General features: G+C 42.0%; 12 protein-coding genes. 1 reads left to right on the top strand and 11 read right to left on the bottom strand.

The features are described 5' to 3' along the window. Positions 1 to 18: 18 nt before the first annotated feature. The 10 genes from MKY65_RS18965 to rpiA all read right to left on the bottom strand — a co-directional run bounded on the left by MKY65_RS18965 (position 19) and on the right by rpiA (position 12,777). Positions 19 to 2,112 (bottom strand): BglG family transcription antiterminator, encoded by a 2,094-nt coding sequence (locus tag MKY65_RS18965; RefSeq protein WP_339179588.1) that lies wholly within the window; start codon positions 2,110 to 2,112, stop codon positions 19 to 21. Between the two features lie 78 nt (positions 2,113 to 2,190). Then, the gene (locus tag MKY65_RS18970) at positions 2,191 to 3,621 is read right to left on the bottom strand and encodes a PTS mannitol transporter subunit IICB (RefSeq protein WP_339179589.1); all 1,431 of its coding nucleotides are present in this window, start codon (positions 3,619 to 3,621) and stop codon (positions 2,191 to 2,193) included. Positions 3,622 to 3,900: 279 nt separating this feature from the next. Continuing rightward, positions 3,901 to 4,428: a chromate transporter gene (locus tag MKY65_RS18975; RefSeq protein WP_193065510.1), complete on the bottom strand. Its 528-nt coding sequence runs from the start codon at positions 4,426 to 4,428 to the stop codon at positions 3,901 to 3,903. Then, on the bottom strand, positions 4,425 to 4,988 hold the full coding sequence (locus MKY65_RS18980; protein WP_339179590.1) for a chromate transporter: 564 nt from the start codon (positions 4,986 to 4,988) through the stop codon (positions 4,425 to 4,427). Before MKY65_RS18980 ends, MKY65_RS18975 begins: the two co-directional genes overlap by 4 nt. A gap of 40 nt (positions 4,989 to 5,028) precedes the next feature. Next, complete coding sequence (locus tag MKY65_RS18985; RefSeq protein WP_339179591.1) at positions 5,029 to 6,639, bottom strand: gamma-glutamyltransferase family protein; 1,611 nt, start codon at positions 6,637 to 6,639, stop codon at positions 5,029 to 5,031. A gap of 206 nt (positions 6,640 to 6,845) precedes the next feature. Next, positions 6,846 to 7,331: a hypothetical protein gene (locus MKY65_RS18990; RefSeq protein WP_339179594.1), complete on the bottom strand. Its 486-nt coding sequence runs from the start codon at positions 7,329 to 7,331 to the stop codon at positions 6,846 to 6,848. After that, positions 7,328 to 8,119: a DUF3100 domain-containing protein gene (locus MKY65_RS18995; RefSeq protein WP_339179597.1), complete on the bottom strand. Its 792-nt coding sequence runs from the start codon at positions 8,117 to 8,119 to the stop codon at positions 7,328 to 7,330. The genes MKY65_RS18990 and MKY65_RS18995 overlap by 4 nt, the downstream gene beginning before the upstream one ends. Positions 8,120 to 8,196: 77 nt before the next feature. After that, positions 8,197 to 9,465, bottom strand: coding sequence for a M20/M25/M40 family metallo-hydrolase (locus MKY65_RS19000; RefSeq protein WP_339179600.1), 1,269 nt, complete (start codon positions 9,463 to 9,465; stop codon positions 8,197 to 8,199). A 217-nt stretch (positions 9,466 to 9,682) separates the two neighbouring features. Next, positions 9,683 to 11,527, bottom strand: coding sequence for an asparagine synthase (glutamine-hydrolyzing) (gene asnB, locus MKY65_RS19005; RefSeq protein WP_339179602.1), 1,845 nt, complete (start codon positions 11,525 to 11,527; stop codon positions 9,683 to 9,685). Between the two features lie 569 nt (positions 11,528 to 12,096). Beyond that, positions 12,097 to 12,777: a ribose-5-phosphate isomerase RpiA gene (gene rpiA / locus MKY65_RS19010; RefSeq protein WP_339185311.1), complete on the bottom strand. Its 681-nt coding sequence runs from the start codon at positions 12,775 to 12,777 to the stop codon at positions 12,097 to 12,099. Between the two features lie 138 nt (positions 12,778 to 12,915). On the opposite strand from rpiA, the gene MKY65_RS19015 reads away from it, so the two are divergent. Next, on the top strand, positions 12,916 to 13,161 hold the full coding sequence (locus tag MKY65_RS19015; protein ID WP_339179604.1) for a hypothetical protein: 246 nt from the start codon (positions 12,916 to 12,918) through the stop codon (positions 13,159 to 13,161). A gap of 207 nt (positions 13,162 to 13,368) precedes the next feature. Here the strand turns inward: MKY65_RS19015 and MKY65_RS19020 are convergent, their stop codons facing one another. Further along, the gene (locus MKY65_RS19020; protein ID WP_339179606.1) at positions 13,369 to 14,808 is read right to left on the bottom strand and encodes a transposase; all 1,440 of its coding nucleotides are present in this window, start codon (positions 14,806 to 14,808) and stop codon (positions 13,369 to 13,371) included. Positions 14,809 to 14,871 lie beyond the last annotated feature (63 nt).

The raw sequence follows: 14,871 nt of genomic DNA on the forward strand, positions 1-14,871 counted from the left end.
GGTAACTACTTATCTTAATTAACGGTTTTCCTCTTGGTAAAACTTTTCCTGAATAAATAATTGAAACTGCTTTGTCAAAGCTTGCTTAATTTCTTTTTCCTCTGCTTCCTGAAGCAGCTGCAGATAGGCATCATCCTGAATAATCAAACCGCTGATAAAGCTTAAAATATCTAATGCTTCCGGATGCACAGCTTCCGGAGCAAGCATAATCAAAATACGGGATACATCCATCTTTGTTCCGTCCATTGCCTCTACTTCTTCCTTTTTAGGCAATTGAAAAACATAGAATCCCGGCCCGTTAATCGTATCCGATCTGGTATGAAATAAAGCAAGCTTAGAATCAGGAATCCCTAAACCTCCCTGAGCTTCTCTCTTGGTCAATTTTTCAAACAGGATTCTTTGATTTTCAATCAGGCCGTGCTGCTGTAATTGAAGACAAATAGATGCCAAGAAAGGCCGCTTCCCTTCTTTCAGATGAAATAATTTAAACCGGTTTAACACCTGTAAAATGATGTCTGAATAACGATGCATTTCTTGAAGGTTTACTAGAAAATCTCCTTCCATCATCTTATTTGTTTTCACTGATGATGAAGGCCGTGTTAATGCTGCTTTTCGGATGGCTGTCTTCACTTTGGCAGCCTCGTCCTCTGTCAGCATCGGTGAAATATGCACATAGCTTTGATTCAAATTTTCTAAAAGAACGGTCGAAACAATGACATCATATTCTAAAAGCTCCTCTTGCTTTAAATCAAAAATGGATTGGTGCCTGGCCAGCTCTATTTCTGGAAATTTACGTTCTAATTTGGTGGCCAGCATTTTTGATGTCCCAATCCCTGTGGAACAAATAACCAGAACACGTACATCTTGACGCTCCTCGGTCTGCAGAAGTGTCGCTGCAAAATGCAGGACAATATAAGCAATTTCTTCTTCCGGAATCTGCAACTCCGGAAAGACAGATGCAGTACATGCTTCAATTATTTCGAAAAGCTCCATATAATCCCGTTTGATTTCTGCCAGCATCGGATTATGAATATTCATCTGCTGTTTCATTCGATAGATAGCTGGCTTTAAATGCGTGGTTAAATCGTTTAAAAAGCGGTTATTTGCCGATAAATCAATCTGCAGCTCTTCTCCTGCTTTGCGAATGAGCTCCTTCACCCGATGTGCCAGATCCATACTGGCCTCTTCCAGCAAATAGGATTGATTTTCTCTAAGCTTTGCTCCCATTAAATGCATCGTAATATAGCCAATCTCGTTCTCCGGAATCTCGATGGAAAAAGCAGTCTCCAGTTTTTCAATTAATTTAGCTGCAATGTGGTATTCCTGCTTCCCCTGAATCTCCTGTTTATACCCCTCATCAAAATGGATGGTATCTCCTTTTTGCAGTCTTTCAATCGCAAGCGCCAAATGAACAACCAGCCCGACATACGCACTGTCCGCCAAATGATAAGGAAGCTCCCTGCCGATTGCCTGCACCTGCTCTTCTATTTTTTCTAATTTCAGCGGGTCAACGAGACCTAATAACCGGTCAGAAATCGTTTCACCCTTTGCTTTTTCTTCCTTATTTTTTGCTTTGATTTTCTCCACAAATTCAAATAGATCAATATGACGGGAGATTAAATTACTTAATACAGCCCGTTTTTTCACTTCATCCCCTTGAATTTCTACGCCATATCCTTTTTTCCGGACAAGCTCTAAATCAAAAGTCTGGATACGCTTCTCAATGTTATCCAAATCCTGAGAAATTGTAGCGATCGTCACATTCAATTCACTGGAAAGGGTAAATAATTTAATCGGCTCATGAACCTGAATTAAAGTATTTAATAAAATAGATTGTCTTTCTTCTTCCGATAATTCGACCCCGTCCAGCAGTGCGACCTGTTCTTTTAATTGCTGCTTCTTCTGCAACTTTCCGTTAATCGTAATTCCAGAACCTGCCTTTTTATAAAAAGTCAGTTGATAAGCTGCTAATACATCCTCTAATTTCTTTAGTTCACGGTGAATGGTTCTGGTACTGACGTTCAGTTTATCCGCTACTTGTTTTACTGTTTTTTCTTCTTCATCCGATAGTAAAAAAGACAGGATATTTCGTTCACGACTAGTAAGATACATTGCCATTCACCTCCCTTCCGCAGATAGCCTTCCCTTAATAGAGAAGGCTATTACTTTATTATAACTGCACAGAACACATCAATCCTTTAACCGTTCGACCAATTCATCGTAGCGCGGACTGTTTAAGAAATTATCGACAGAAATATGCTCTGCATCCGGACGTTTTGCTTTCGCCCTGTCTGTCAGTGTTTTTTGCGTAATGATAATATCCGCATCATCCGGGATTTCATTTATTGCTTTATTGGTTACATCGATGGCAATATCGTTTTTCTTGAATTTATTCTTTAATAAGGAAGCTCCCATTGCACTTGAGCCCATTCCGGCATCACATGCAAAAATAATTTTATTCACTTCTGTTGAGTCCTTCACAGGTGTTTCGATATCCGCTTCTTCCTTTTCCCCTGTCAGAGAACTGCTGACACTGCTTTTCTTTCCTTTCATTGCTTCCATTTTTTCAGTAGAAGCGGTAAGATCCTCTTCCCCGCCTTTTGAAGTCTTCAGGATAAGGGAAGCGATACCAAAGGAAACGGCAGTTGCTATAATAACACTTAAGATAACTCCCACATAACTGTTAGCAGGTGTCATGAATATAACAGCGAAAATACTTCCTGGTGAAGCAGCAGCTCTCAACCCTGCATCAAATAATTGAAGTGTAAATATTCCTGACATACCACCAAAAATGGCTGCAATAATTAACGTAGGCTTCATTAAGATATAAGGGAAATAAATTTCATGAATACCACCTAAGAATTGAATAATTGCTGCCCCTGGCGCAGATGCTTTGGATACGCCTTTTCCAAAGAAAGCAAAAGCAAGTAATATTCCTAGACCAGGTCCAGGATTCGCTTCAAGAAGGAACAGAATAGATTTTCCTGTTTCTAATGACTGTTCTGATCCAAGCGGTGTCAGAATACCGTGGTTAATCGCATTATTTAAAAATAGTGTCTTGGCAGGTTCGAGAATAATACTGGTTAACGGTAATAAACCCGCACTGACAATAGCTTCAACACCTCTTCCTAAAGCATTTGTTAAGCCGGAAACGATTGGTCCAATTCCAGCTACAGCAATCATCGCAAGGATAGCGGCTAAAATACCAGATGAGAAATTATTATATAACATTTCAAAGCCCTGGCGAATTTTTGCCTGAAATAGATCATCCACTTTCTTCATCAGATAACCGGCTAACGGGCCCATTACCATCGCTCCAAGGAACATTGGCTGTTCTGCTCCGACAATAACCCCCATTGTCGCAATGGCACCTACAACTCCTCCACGGAAATCATAGACCATACGTCCGCCTGTGAAACCAATCAATAATGGCAATAAATATTTAATCATTGGATCAACTAAGCTAGCCATCGTTTCATTTGGAATCCAGCCATCCGGAATAAATAAAGCTGTAATTAACCCCCAAGCAATAAAAGCACCGATGTTCGGCATAATCATTCCACTGAGGTTACTTCCAAATTTTTGTACTTTTGCACGTAATCCACCGTTTTGTGTTGACATATTGTTAAACTCCTTTCCCTTTTGAATTCATTTCTTATCTTTATTTTATGCCGTGTCATCAAGGGAAAACAACCTAATCAAAATGCAACTTTGTCACGTGTTTGTTGCCAAAATAATATTAGAAGGTTGTCATGCTTGGATAGGAAAAGAGATGCGATATAGCGTTAAATGGAAAAAAAGAGACATCTGCCAGACAGGTAAGATATATCCTTTCCAACAAAATGTCTCTGTTAAGCCTCAACAAATTATCATGTTCTTCATTTTTTTGACCAAGCAATTTCACAAGAAAAAGCCGCCATATAACATAGCTCCAGCAATAATAAACGCCGGATGCACCTGTTTTATTTCTATCAGATAAAAACTGATAACAACAATAATGGCTGTTTGCAGCAGACCAATACTGATATATGCTTCCGTCCAGAAATTCCAGGCAATCACACCCAGCAGCACTGCAATAACCGGCTGGACAAATACCGTCAGCCGATGGACGCGTTCTGATTTTTTATATTTGAGTAAAATGCCACCCAGTAAAATCATTAAAATCAACGAAGGGGCAACTGTGGCAAAGATTCCGACAATGGAGCCTGCCACACCGCCTAATTCATAGCCGACGTATCCTGCCATTTTGGTGGCTATCGGTCCGGGCAGTGAATTGGCAAAGGCCAGCACCTCTCCAAATTCTTGCACAGACATCCAGCCATAATTACGCACGACCTCATTTTCGACCAGGGTTATCGAAGCAGGACCGCCTCCATAGCCGATGATCCCCGGAATAAAGAAAGCAACAAAAATATCCCATAAAATCATGAGCGTTCACCTTCTTTCTCCTTCTTTTTCACCGGAAGAGCAAAAGCGATAATTAAGAGAAATCCAATCACAATACCCGGATGAATATGCAGGTAATTTAGCACTACAAATATCACCGCAATCATGATAATCGCACGTATCCAGCCGAGACCTTTTCCCGCTTTATGAAGAAACTGCCACGTCAGAACGGCCATCATCATCCCGACAACAGCTACCACCGCTGCAGTCATGCCCTTCACCCAATCAAATTCGCGGACCTCTGATAGCGTTCTTAATAAAATAATAACTAATAAAACCGTTGGAATCACAGAAGCAACCAACGCATTCAGCATACCAATCCAGCCGGAGACACGATAGCCGATATAGCCTGCCAGCTTGGTGGCTATCGGTCCAGGCAGGGTATTGCTGATGGATAACATATCAGTAAATTCGTCCTCATCCAGCCATTTATACTTCTCGACAGCTTCCTTCCGCATAAGCGGGATCGAGGCCGGCCCGCCGCCGAAGCCCAGCATTCCTATTCGGAAGAAAGCGATAAAAATATCCCATTGCTTTTTCATGAATATAACAATCCTTCTTTATCACATTTTCAAGCTTGTACTACCATACAGCGATATGCCCGTCTGCTCTGGACTCGGTTCCTCCAGAGAGCACGCCGGTTTCCGGGTTGCGCCAGATGATTTGCCCGCGTCCGAAGCTGTTCGGCTCCAGCTGTATGTGTATATCATGTCCTTTTTGACGCAATTCTTGAGCAATCGTATACGGAAATCGATGCTCTACCTCTATCCTTTTCTCTTTCAACCATTGCCATCTCGGTGCATCCAAAGCAGCCTGCGGATGAAGTCCAAAATCAATCGTATTCATCACAACCTGAACATGTCCCTGCGGCTGCATAAACCCGCCCATCACGCCGAATGGGCCAATTGCTTCATTGTTCTTTGTAATAAAACCGGGAATAATCGTATGATAGGTTCTTTTCCCGCCTGCCAGCACATTGACGTGCGTCTCATCCATAGAGAAATCCCATCCTCGATTTTGCATCGCAATCCCTGTTCCGGGAATCACTACTCCTGAACCAAAGCCCTTATAATTACTCTGGATAAAGGAAACCATATTCCCTTCTTCATCTGCTGTTGCTAAATAAACCGTTCCGCTGCCAGCAGGATCGCCTGCATTAGGAAGGATCGCTTCCTCGCCAATCAATGCCCTTCTCGAAGCCGCGTATTCCTCACTCAAGAGCTGCTTCGTTGTATAGCGCATTTGGATTTCCTCGGTAATATGCCGCTTCCCGTCTTCAAATGCCAGCTTCATCGCTTCCATTTGCTTATGATATGTATCTACCGATTCCTTGGCTGTCATCGAATAGCCCTTTAAAATATTCAACGCCTTCAGTGCAATGATTCCCTGCCCGTTCGGAGGAATCTCCCAAATATCATGCCCCCGGTAATTGACCTTTATCGGAGTTACCCATTCTGTTTCATGCTTTTCTAAATCCGTCTTTGTTAAAAAGCCGCCAGCTTCCTCTGAGGCCCGGGCAATTTTATCAGCCAGCTCTCCTTCATAAAAAGAAGCTGCATCCGTCTCTGCAATCGCTTCTAACGTCGCTGCATGATCAGCTGATTTCCAGATTTCCCCCACTTTAGGAGCTCTGCCGTCGGGTGCAAAAGTTTCAAACCAGGCAGCAAAATCATAGCCTTCTTCCTTTTGATACATTTGATAGGATTTCTTCCAGAAGCGTGCTAATATCGGCGATACCGGAAAGCCTTCCCGTGCATATTCAATAGCCGGCTGCAGCGTTTCTTTTAAGGACAATTTGCCAAAGCGTCTGGATAATTCCGCCCATGCTTTAGGCACACCAGGCACCGTTACAGGTATCCACCCAAATGGAGGAATCGCATCATATCCTTTTTCTTTGACTGCTTCTATGGAAATATGTTCAGGAGACCTTCCGCTGCCATTCAAACCATGCAGCTCCCCTTTTGTCCATACAAGGGCAAACGCATCTCCGCCAATTCCATTGGATGTCGGCTCTACCACCGTTAAACAGGCCGCTGTCGCAATCGCAGCATCAATGGCATTGCCGCCTTTTTTCAAAATTCCTAACCCCGCTTCTGCTGCCAAAGGCTGGCTCGTCGCAACCATCCCTTTTTTTGCGTATACGGATTCTCTTGCAATTGCATAAGGATTAAATTTTTGATGTATCTGCTCCATCTGCTCATCCTTTCAAGGGCTGTTTATTATCGTCTGACCGGCAAAGAAAACCGGATATTCCATCAAAAAAACATGGAGTATGATAGACTTTACTACCTTCAAGTCTATCATACTTGTTCTGGAATCTGTAAGCGTTCTTGCTAATCTATCCATCTAAAAAAAAGACTTTTCCTGCTGTTTATAGGAAAAGTCTTTTCAAATCAAATTTAATTACCTGCGAAAAAAAGTCCAAGCTGTGCTAATAAGGCACTGCACAGATACGTTCCTGCAAATACAAAGACAGCAACAATCGCAATTTTCCAGGAGGTTCTCCGCAAATCAACAAGCCGGTTAGCTACGGAAATCCCGGCAACAGTCAGAATCGGTGTCGTAATCGCAAGAAAGTCTACAGACTGAATTGCTTCCACAAAAAAATCTGAAATCAGGCACATCGTTAAAGACGTAATTGATACCCAGCCTAAGATAGGAAAATCACGGATGACTTTGATCGGAACCAATTTCATAAGATCAGCAATAATTACACCCATAAATGAAAATAACCAAAGGATTCCTAACCCGACAAAGGTCATGGATGTAATTGGTGTCGAATCTGGATTTTTTATCAGCTTGATTTCTTGTGCAAATAAGATTAATGCTACACTTAATAAAAGTACGAGTGCATATCGGATATAACGGCGCATGGTCGGGCTCATTTTTTGTCACCTCTAACTAAGAACTTATATACAACCTGCTGCAATGGTGCGGCAAGGAATACCATCGTAAACGTACCTATAAAACTGGTTAACAGCTGACTGGCGGAAGCATAGGCTAAAATGGTATTTTCCAATTCAGGAACCCTTGCTACCAATGTGGCAGATGCAGCACTCATCATACTTCCTGAACCTACTCCAGATGCCATTGCAAGTGCTTCGACACGAATACCGAAATCAAGTAAAACCGGCGCAAAAATACTAAAGAACATCGTCCCGAATAACGTACCAATCACATAAAGCGAGATAACTCCCCGCCCTTCCGGCGATTCAAGCGTATACTTTTCGGAAATATACGCGAGCTCCCCTTCTCTTCCTATTCCTAATGTTGCCCCAATTGCTTCACGACGCAAGCCTATCAATATAGCAATCGGCAGCCCGAAAAGAACAGTTCCCAGATTACCAATCTCCTGAATGATAAACACCCAGCCGACCTGCAGAATCTCTCTGATCTGCGGAGCAACATCGGACCCGTACCGGGCCATTAATGGAAGCATAATAAAAATTAAATATTTACTTGCAAAATCAACATTCTTCTTGCTGTAAATCTTTTTCAAAATTCCTTTTCGCAAGAATGGCATCCCCAGAATCATTGCAATCGCAATTGCAAATACTAACGGAAGCATCGAGATGGTCATGGAACCAACCGTAAACGATTGAATACCAATCAACTCAGCCGTCGCAATAACTGCCAGGACAAACAATACAAAATAAACAAAATTTTTCACCATATCTATTCCCCAATTCTTAAAGTACGTGTTCAAAAAGCCCCTTTTATTAGGCTTTTTGAACATCCTTTTAAACGCAACTAGTTGGAACCATCCACAATCTGATTAATCACCGAAAGATATTCCGAATAAGAACGTTTATACAATTTTTCCTTGTCCACATTTTCATCTATATTCTCTAATACTTCCGCAACAAATTCCGGAAAAATGCTATAAATAAATTCCGGGTCTACATCAATGAAATCATCACCGTGAATTGTTCCCGTAAAGCCGCTGTAGCCGATTTGGATACATGGAATTATATACGATAAATCCCCAATATCTCCTGCTGCACTAATAAAGCTCTCGTTATCGATTTCATCAATTTCCGAAAAATTATCAAAAACAGCTTGTACAAAGGTGGAAAGGTATCTGTTCTGAACAAAAGGAAGATATCCCATTTGTGTATGTGTTCTCACGTCCCCCTGCAGGGCAATCGCGCTTCCTTTGGCTGCATCATCCAATTTGGCTGCTGCTTCTTTTAAATAATCCACGGTTTTTGTCCGGAGATCGGTGCCAACTGTGATTTCATTCGGAACCACATTGGTCGACATATCGGACCCCATCACAATAGGATTAATACGAACATGCTCCTTCTCATCCAGCTGCTGTCTCATTAGACCAACTGCAGTATTGAAAACCGTGGACATGCTGTAGGCATTCTTGCTGGAAAACGGATCAAAGCCGGCATGCGTTGCTTTTCCTTTAAAGGTATACTTTTTATAAAGAAAACCAGCTAAATCGCAATTCACATTCACTGTCCGGTTATCAAACTCGCCGCCAATGGCATGTACGCAAATAGCTAAATCGATATCATCAAAAACACCCAGCTTCATCAATTCCGGCTTGCCGCCATAATGCCTGATTGTTCCCTGTTCAATCAATGCATCACGATAAGCCAAATCTAAATACTCTTCTGCTGGGACAAAGATAAAACTTATTTTATTTTTCCAGTTCTTGCTGGCATTTGTTTTCACGTAATAACGATAGATTGCCAGTGCGATAGCTACCTGCGTATAATGTCCGCAGTTATGAGCCGCTCCGGTCTCTTTATCAGCGTACATATGTGATGGTGCATACACTGCATCCAGTTCAGCAATAAACGCAATATGTGTATCCCCTTCTTTGGGCCCTAATGTCGTCTTGAATCCTGTCGTACTGAAATGCTCGATGTCCACATTGGGATCAACTTCCTTTAAAAAGCGGATGATATTCTCTTTTGTCCGCTCTTCTTTATAGCCTAATTCCGGATGGTAATAAATATCCTCTGCCACGTCTTTTATCAGCTGATATTGCTCTTTAAAAAACATAATGGATTCTGAACGCCCCTTTTCAACATGTTAAAGTGTTAAAGCATGATAATATCTTATCATTCGACAAATTTCACGTCAATACAGCTTTTTCACACTTTTTTGATATTATTTTGAACATCATGGTACATGCTTCCAAAAAAGAAAAAGCATAGGAAACAGAGGTGTCATAAAACGTCTGCTTCCTGTGCTTTTTTTGTTGTATCAGCCGAATAGCCTATTCACTAACTTCAATATCATATTTCCGTAACCAATAATCAATCTGACAGAGATGAGCAATTAATTGCGGCCCTCTCATTAACTGACCATACCATGGGTCCTTGAACTCTTTTCCAGTGCTTTCTACAATTTTCTCTACCTTATCCTTCTTCAAAAACTCAAAGATCCTTGCTTCGGAGTCGGTTAAAATCTTCCGCATCCACTGCGACACCTGCTCCGTATATTCCGGCTGAAATGTCCTTGGATAAGGGCTCTTCTTCCGGTAAAGCACCTCTTGCGGCAGAACGCCTTCCATCGCCTTTCGTAAGATCCCTTTCTCCCTGCCGTTCGCCATTTTCATTTCCCAGGGAATATTCCAGACATATTCCACAAGATGATGATCAGCATATGGAACACGCACTTCCAAACCTGCTCCCATGCTCATTCGATCTTTTCTGTCCAGAAGCTGGGACATAAACCACTGCATATTTAAATAAAACAATTCCCTGCGCCTTGCATCTACCTTGCTTTCTCCGTCTAAACGGGGTGTTTCATCTATTGTCGTTTGATATCTGTCCTGCACATAATCTGCAATTTGTAATTTGCTCTGCCAATCATCATGCAATAATTCAACTCTTCCATCTAAAGACCGGATCCACGGAAAGCTGTCTCCTGCTGCTGTCGGGTCATGGAACCAAGGGTACCCGCCGAATATTTCATCTGCACATTCCCCTGACAACGCCACGGTTGTATGCTTCTTCATCTGCCGGCAGCACCATAATAAGGAGGAATCAATATCTGCCTGCCCCGGCTGGTCTCTCACCTCGACCGCTTCTTTCAGCAGGGAAGCAAGCTCTATCCCGGTAATCACTTCTTCATGATGATCGGTTGAGAAAGCTTCTACCATTTTTTCAATCCATTGCTGATCACTGGAAGGCTGAAACTTACTCGCCTGAAAATGCTTTTTATTACCTTGGTAATCGAGGGAGAAGGTTGATAAAGCGCCCAGTCCTTTTTCTTTGTATTGATTTGCCGCTATGGCTGTAATTGCACTGGAATCTAAACCGCCTGACAGGAAGATAGCCACAGGCACATCTGCTACAAGCTGCCTTTGAACGGAATCGATAAACAGCGTCCGTACTTTTTCTGCTGTCTCTTCTAAGGAATCCTTATGCTCTTTACTTTCTAAATTCCAATAACGCCAGACCTTTATTCCTTCTCTCGAAACAGTCATCGCATGCCCGGCTCTTAATTCATTGACATCTTTAAACAACCCATGCCCCGGTGTTCTGGAAGGCCCCAAACCAAAGACCTCCGAGAGCCCAGTACGATCAATTTTTGTTGTTACCTGCGGATGCGCAAGGAGCGCTTTTATTTCGGAACCGAACACAAATGTCTTTCCTTTTTCACTGTAAAAAAACGGCTTTACCCCTAAACGGTCACGTGCAATAAACAGCTTCTCCGCCGCATTATCCCAAATAGCAAACGCAAAAATACCGTTTAAGTGGTCCACACAGTCTTCCTTCCATTCCATATAACTTGTTAACAGGACCTCTGTATCCGAGGATGTCGTAAATGTATATCCGCGCTGCATCAGGCTTTTCCGTAATTCCTCTGTATTATAAAGCTCTCCGTTATAACAAATAACGTATTGCTTATGTTCCGCCTCTTTGGTCATCGGCTGTCTGCCGCCCTCTAAATCAATAACAGAAAGACGGGTATGGCCAAATCCTACATGACCATCCAGCCAATAATCCGTTGCATCTGGACCGCGCAAAGACAATGTAGCTGCCATCTTTTCTAATGTGCCTCTCTCGTCCCTCGCACGTTTATCCCAGCTAATGAATCCGGTAATTCCACACAAATGGCCTCATCCTCTCTGGCAATGTCTCCAGCTCCACATTAGCCTATGCTATGCCGGCCAAGTTCGTGCATAACCAGAGGAATGTTTGGTTAGAAAAATGGATTGTTATGAAGGTATTAGGGGATGATCTTAAAGTTTCGTTTCATACTTTTCGCCAAAAGAAAGACCAAGAACATTACTTGGCCTTTAAAACCTCGGCATTCTTGCCAAAGAGATGTCCGCTGCGGGATGTCGCTTTCCGCGGGCAACGTTCAGCCTCCTCGGAAGAAATACACGGAGACTCCTGTGGGAATGCGCAGAGTGAAGACCCCGCAGAAAAAAAGTGACCTTCTTTTTTCTACCCGCGGGGCATAAGTGCGACTATGCTTCTGTCTGCGCCTGACGGCTTGCCAATCAACAAGTCTTCTTTAAAGGAGGCTGAGCTCAAGCCCACGGAAAGCGGAGTGTATTTCTGGGGTTGCGATTACTCACCCCATGAAACCCGTTGAAGCGGCTATATTCAGCATTTTTTATACATTTTCTTACCTGCATAAAAAGACCATCTTCACGATGATTCTTCATTTGCAAATTTATTTATCTTTTATCTTTACACCCTCTGAGCTTCCGATGATGACAGTATCCGCCATATCAATGAACAGACCTGTTTCCACCACGCCTGCAATTGCCTGTATTTTCCAGTCTAAGTCAGCTGGGTCCTCTATCCTTTCAAATGGACAGTCTACAATATAATTTCCATTATCAGTGACAAGCGGCTCCCCATCCTTCAAACGAAGCACCGGCACACAGTCAAGCTTCTCTATTTCATGAGCTGTACGTTCCCAGGCAAATGGCAGAATTTCTACCGGCAAAGCATACGCTCCTAAATGGTCAACCATTTTTGACTCGTCCACGATAATAATTAACTTCTCGGCAGCCTGCGCAATGATTTTCTCTCTAAATAACGCTGCACCGCCGCCCTTGATTAATTGAAAATCCGGATCCACTTCATCTGAGCCGTCAATGGTTACATCCAATTCCTTTGTTTCCGCAAAATTAGTCAGAGGAACGCCGAATTCCTTTGCCCATGCACCGGTCTGAATAGAAGATGGAATTCCTTCTATTTGAATGCCTTCCTGCTCAATTCTTTCACCTAAAGCGCGAACAAGCCAATATACTGTGGAACCTGATCCTAAACCGACTTTCATTCCATCCTTCACGAAGGTCGCCGCTTTTTCGCCAACTGCTTTTTTTAATTGCTCCTGTGTATTCATCATATTTGCCTCCTGAATGAAGATTCTTAATATCCGAGATGATCTGACGCTTGTAAATTACTCATTATGTATCCGTATCCATTATAGCGCAAATGAGAGGTTTTAGAAATAATCAAATATGTGATTTGAGTGAATTTAATGGCAAACAATGATGATGGCTCCCGCATCAACCGTCAACTTACAAGGAAGCATTATTATTATATAATCCACCATATAGGGAACACTTATCGAGAAGGGAGTGAACTGGCAATGAGTTTAGCAGAGATTTTTCGGAATGAAGGCAAAACGGAAGGAAAAACAGCACTAACTAATACTGCTATTCGATTAATCACAAAATTCGTAGCTCCACCTTCAGAGGATATAAAGCAAAAGATACACAAATAAGAAATAAGCACTTTAGAAACCATGATGGACCATATCGATGAATTTGAAACAATGAATACTCCCGCCACTCAATTTCTACTGAAATTTGAAGTGGGGGTTTCTGGGGTATCGACTTTTATGACGATTAACCGCCAGTGGAGTTGACACGTTGGTGTACTAAAAACACCCAACCCCGCTATCCCATTGGTCCTGCCTTTGGGACTACTTTTATTTAAGAATGATTGCTGCCGGTCGAAGCAGCATCTCAACGCAAGCGAAGGGTTCTTCAAATGCTTCCCGAAAGACTTTCCTCATAATATTTCCGGCTCCATTGACATCGGCATTCACCATAACTCCATGCTTGGACTGATACAGCCCGCGTTTTATTCGCTTACCTGAAAAAGCTTTTTTGGAAGTCTTTTCACCGTAAACAGGGATTTCATCCTGATCAAGGAAGCTCGCTTTCGATGTGTAGGATTCTTCTGTCACAATAACTTTGATTCCATGTCTCTGGGCTTTGTATTTGATCATTTGCATCAAAAGACGATGCGGAATGGTTGTAAACGATTGGTTGTTTCGTTTCCCCATTTTGGCATGTTGTTTCCACGCTTTATTTTGCCCAATAATGATGGTATCAATATCCTCTTCCAGGGCTATTTTTTCGATTCGGTAACTCGCTTTATGAAATAAATCTTTGATTTGATTAAAGCGTTTGTAGTTGATTTTCTCCAATCGTTTCGACGTAAACTGACCTTCATTGGTGTCTTTACTCTGTCTAAGAATTCCGAGGTAATGCGCTTTCAATTGGTTGTAGCGTTGATTGATGGATTTGATATTTTGGCCCTTCACTACAACAGGCTTTCGTCCTGTGTTTGTGACAATGGTTGCAAGGTTATCCATTCCTAAATCAACGGACATGTACCGTTTTTTCGATGCTTTCATTTCTTGTTCTGCTTGAATTTGAAAAACAAGCTCTACCACGTATTGACCATACTTTGGGATGATGCGGACTTGCTTCAGTTTACCTTCCGTAAACCCTAATTTACCGATGTTTAAACGTTCCTTCGTTTTAGGAAATTTCAAAAACTTATTCTCTTTTATGACACAATCTTGGTTTGAAAAAAGAACTTCTTTTTCTTTCTTACGACGATATCCTGGAATTTTTGGTCTTGCTTTAAACTTGGAAGGGTTCGTTTTATATTCTCGTAAACTGCCATAAAATGCTTTCCAATTTTGGAACACCGTTTTCATAACCCCTTGACTCGATTGCGTGGGTAGAGAGCGATAATCTTCTTGTGCCATGGGTTTAAAAAGAGCATCCAAAAAATTGTAACCAACATACGGATTTTCTCTGGAAGGTTCTTTGAATAAATGACACTTGATTTCTTTTCGTTCTTGGGCGGGTTTGGAATGTTCTTTTACGACCTTCTTTTGATAAACAACGAATTGGTTATCGTTGATTATTGGCATATGTTTTTGGATAGCGTCTAACACTTCTTCTTGAAGCGGCTGCAACGCTTTTTCCTGCGTGAAAGCTGTAAAAACTTGCCGGATATAAAAATTGGTTGTGTTGTGCATATTTTTTGCATTTTGGCACATTTCTTTGAAATATCCGTACATACGGTGATTCTTTTTTACCCATATTTGCATCGTTTGGTAATTCGCCATTTACTTTCCACCCCCTCCATATCGAACAAGTGTTCTATAACTTATTTTACTATAAAGGGAATA

Origin of the sequence: Oceanobacillus sp. FSL W7-1293, from assembly GCF_037969815.1 — a bacterium.
In the GTDB taxonomy this organism is placed as follows: domain Bacteria; phylum Bacillota; class Bacilli; order Bacillales; family Amphibacillaceae; genus Oceanobacillus; species Oceanobacillus oncorhynchi.

Bases quoted from the DNA above. Each gene is read 5' to 3' on its own strand.
- MKY65_RS18965 (WP_339179588.1), bottom strand. From the start codon at position 2,112: ATGTATCTTACTAGTCGTGAACGAAATATCCTGTCTTTTTTACTATCG.
- MKY65_RS18970 (WP_339179589.1), bottom strand. From the start codon at position 3,621: ATGTCAACACAAAACGGTGGATTACGTGCAAAAGTACAAAAATTTGGA.
- MKY65_RS18975 (WP_193065510.1), bottom strand. From the start codon at position 4,428: ATGATTTTATGGGATATTTTTGTTGCTTTCTTTATTCCGGGGATCATC.
- MKY65_RS18980 (WP_339179590.1), bottom strand. From the start codon at position 4,988: ATGAAAAAGCAATGGGATATTTTTATCGCTTTCTTCCGAATAGGAATG.
- MKY65_RS18985 (WP_339179591.1), bottom strand. From the start codon at position 6,639: ATGGAGCAGATACATCAAAAATTTAATCCTTATGCAATTGCAAGAGAA.
- MKY65_RS18990 (WP_339179594.1), bottom strand. From the start codon at position 7,331: ATGAGCCCGACCATGCGCCGTTATATCCGATATGCACTCGTACTTTTA.
- MKY65_RS18995 (WP_339179597.1), bottom strand. From the start codon at position 8,119: ATGGTGAAAAATTTTGTTTATTTTGTATTGTTTGTCCTGGCAGTTATT.
- MKY65_RS19000 (WP_339179600.1), bottom strand. From the start codon at position 9,465: ATGTTTTTTAAAGAGCAATATCAGCTGATAAAAGACGTGGCAGAGGAT.
- rpiA (WP_339185311.1), bottom strand. From the start codon at position 12,777: ATGAATACACAGGAGCAATTAAAAAAAGCAGTTGGCGAAAAAGCGGCG.
- MKY65_RS19015 (WP_339179604.1), top strand. From the start codon at position 12,916: ATGGCAAACAATGATGATGGCTCCCGCATCAACCGTCAACTTACAAGG.
- MKY65_RS19020 (WP_339179606.1), bottom strand. From the start codon at position 14,808: ATGGCGAATTACCAAACGATGCAAATATGGGTAAAAAAGAATCACCGT.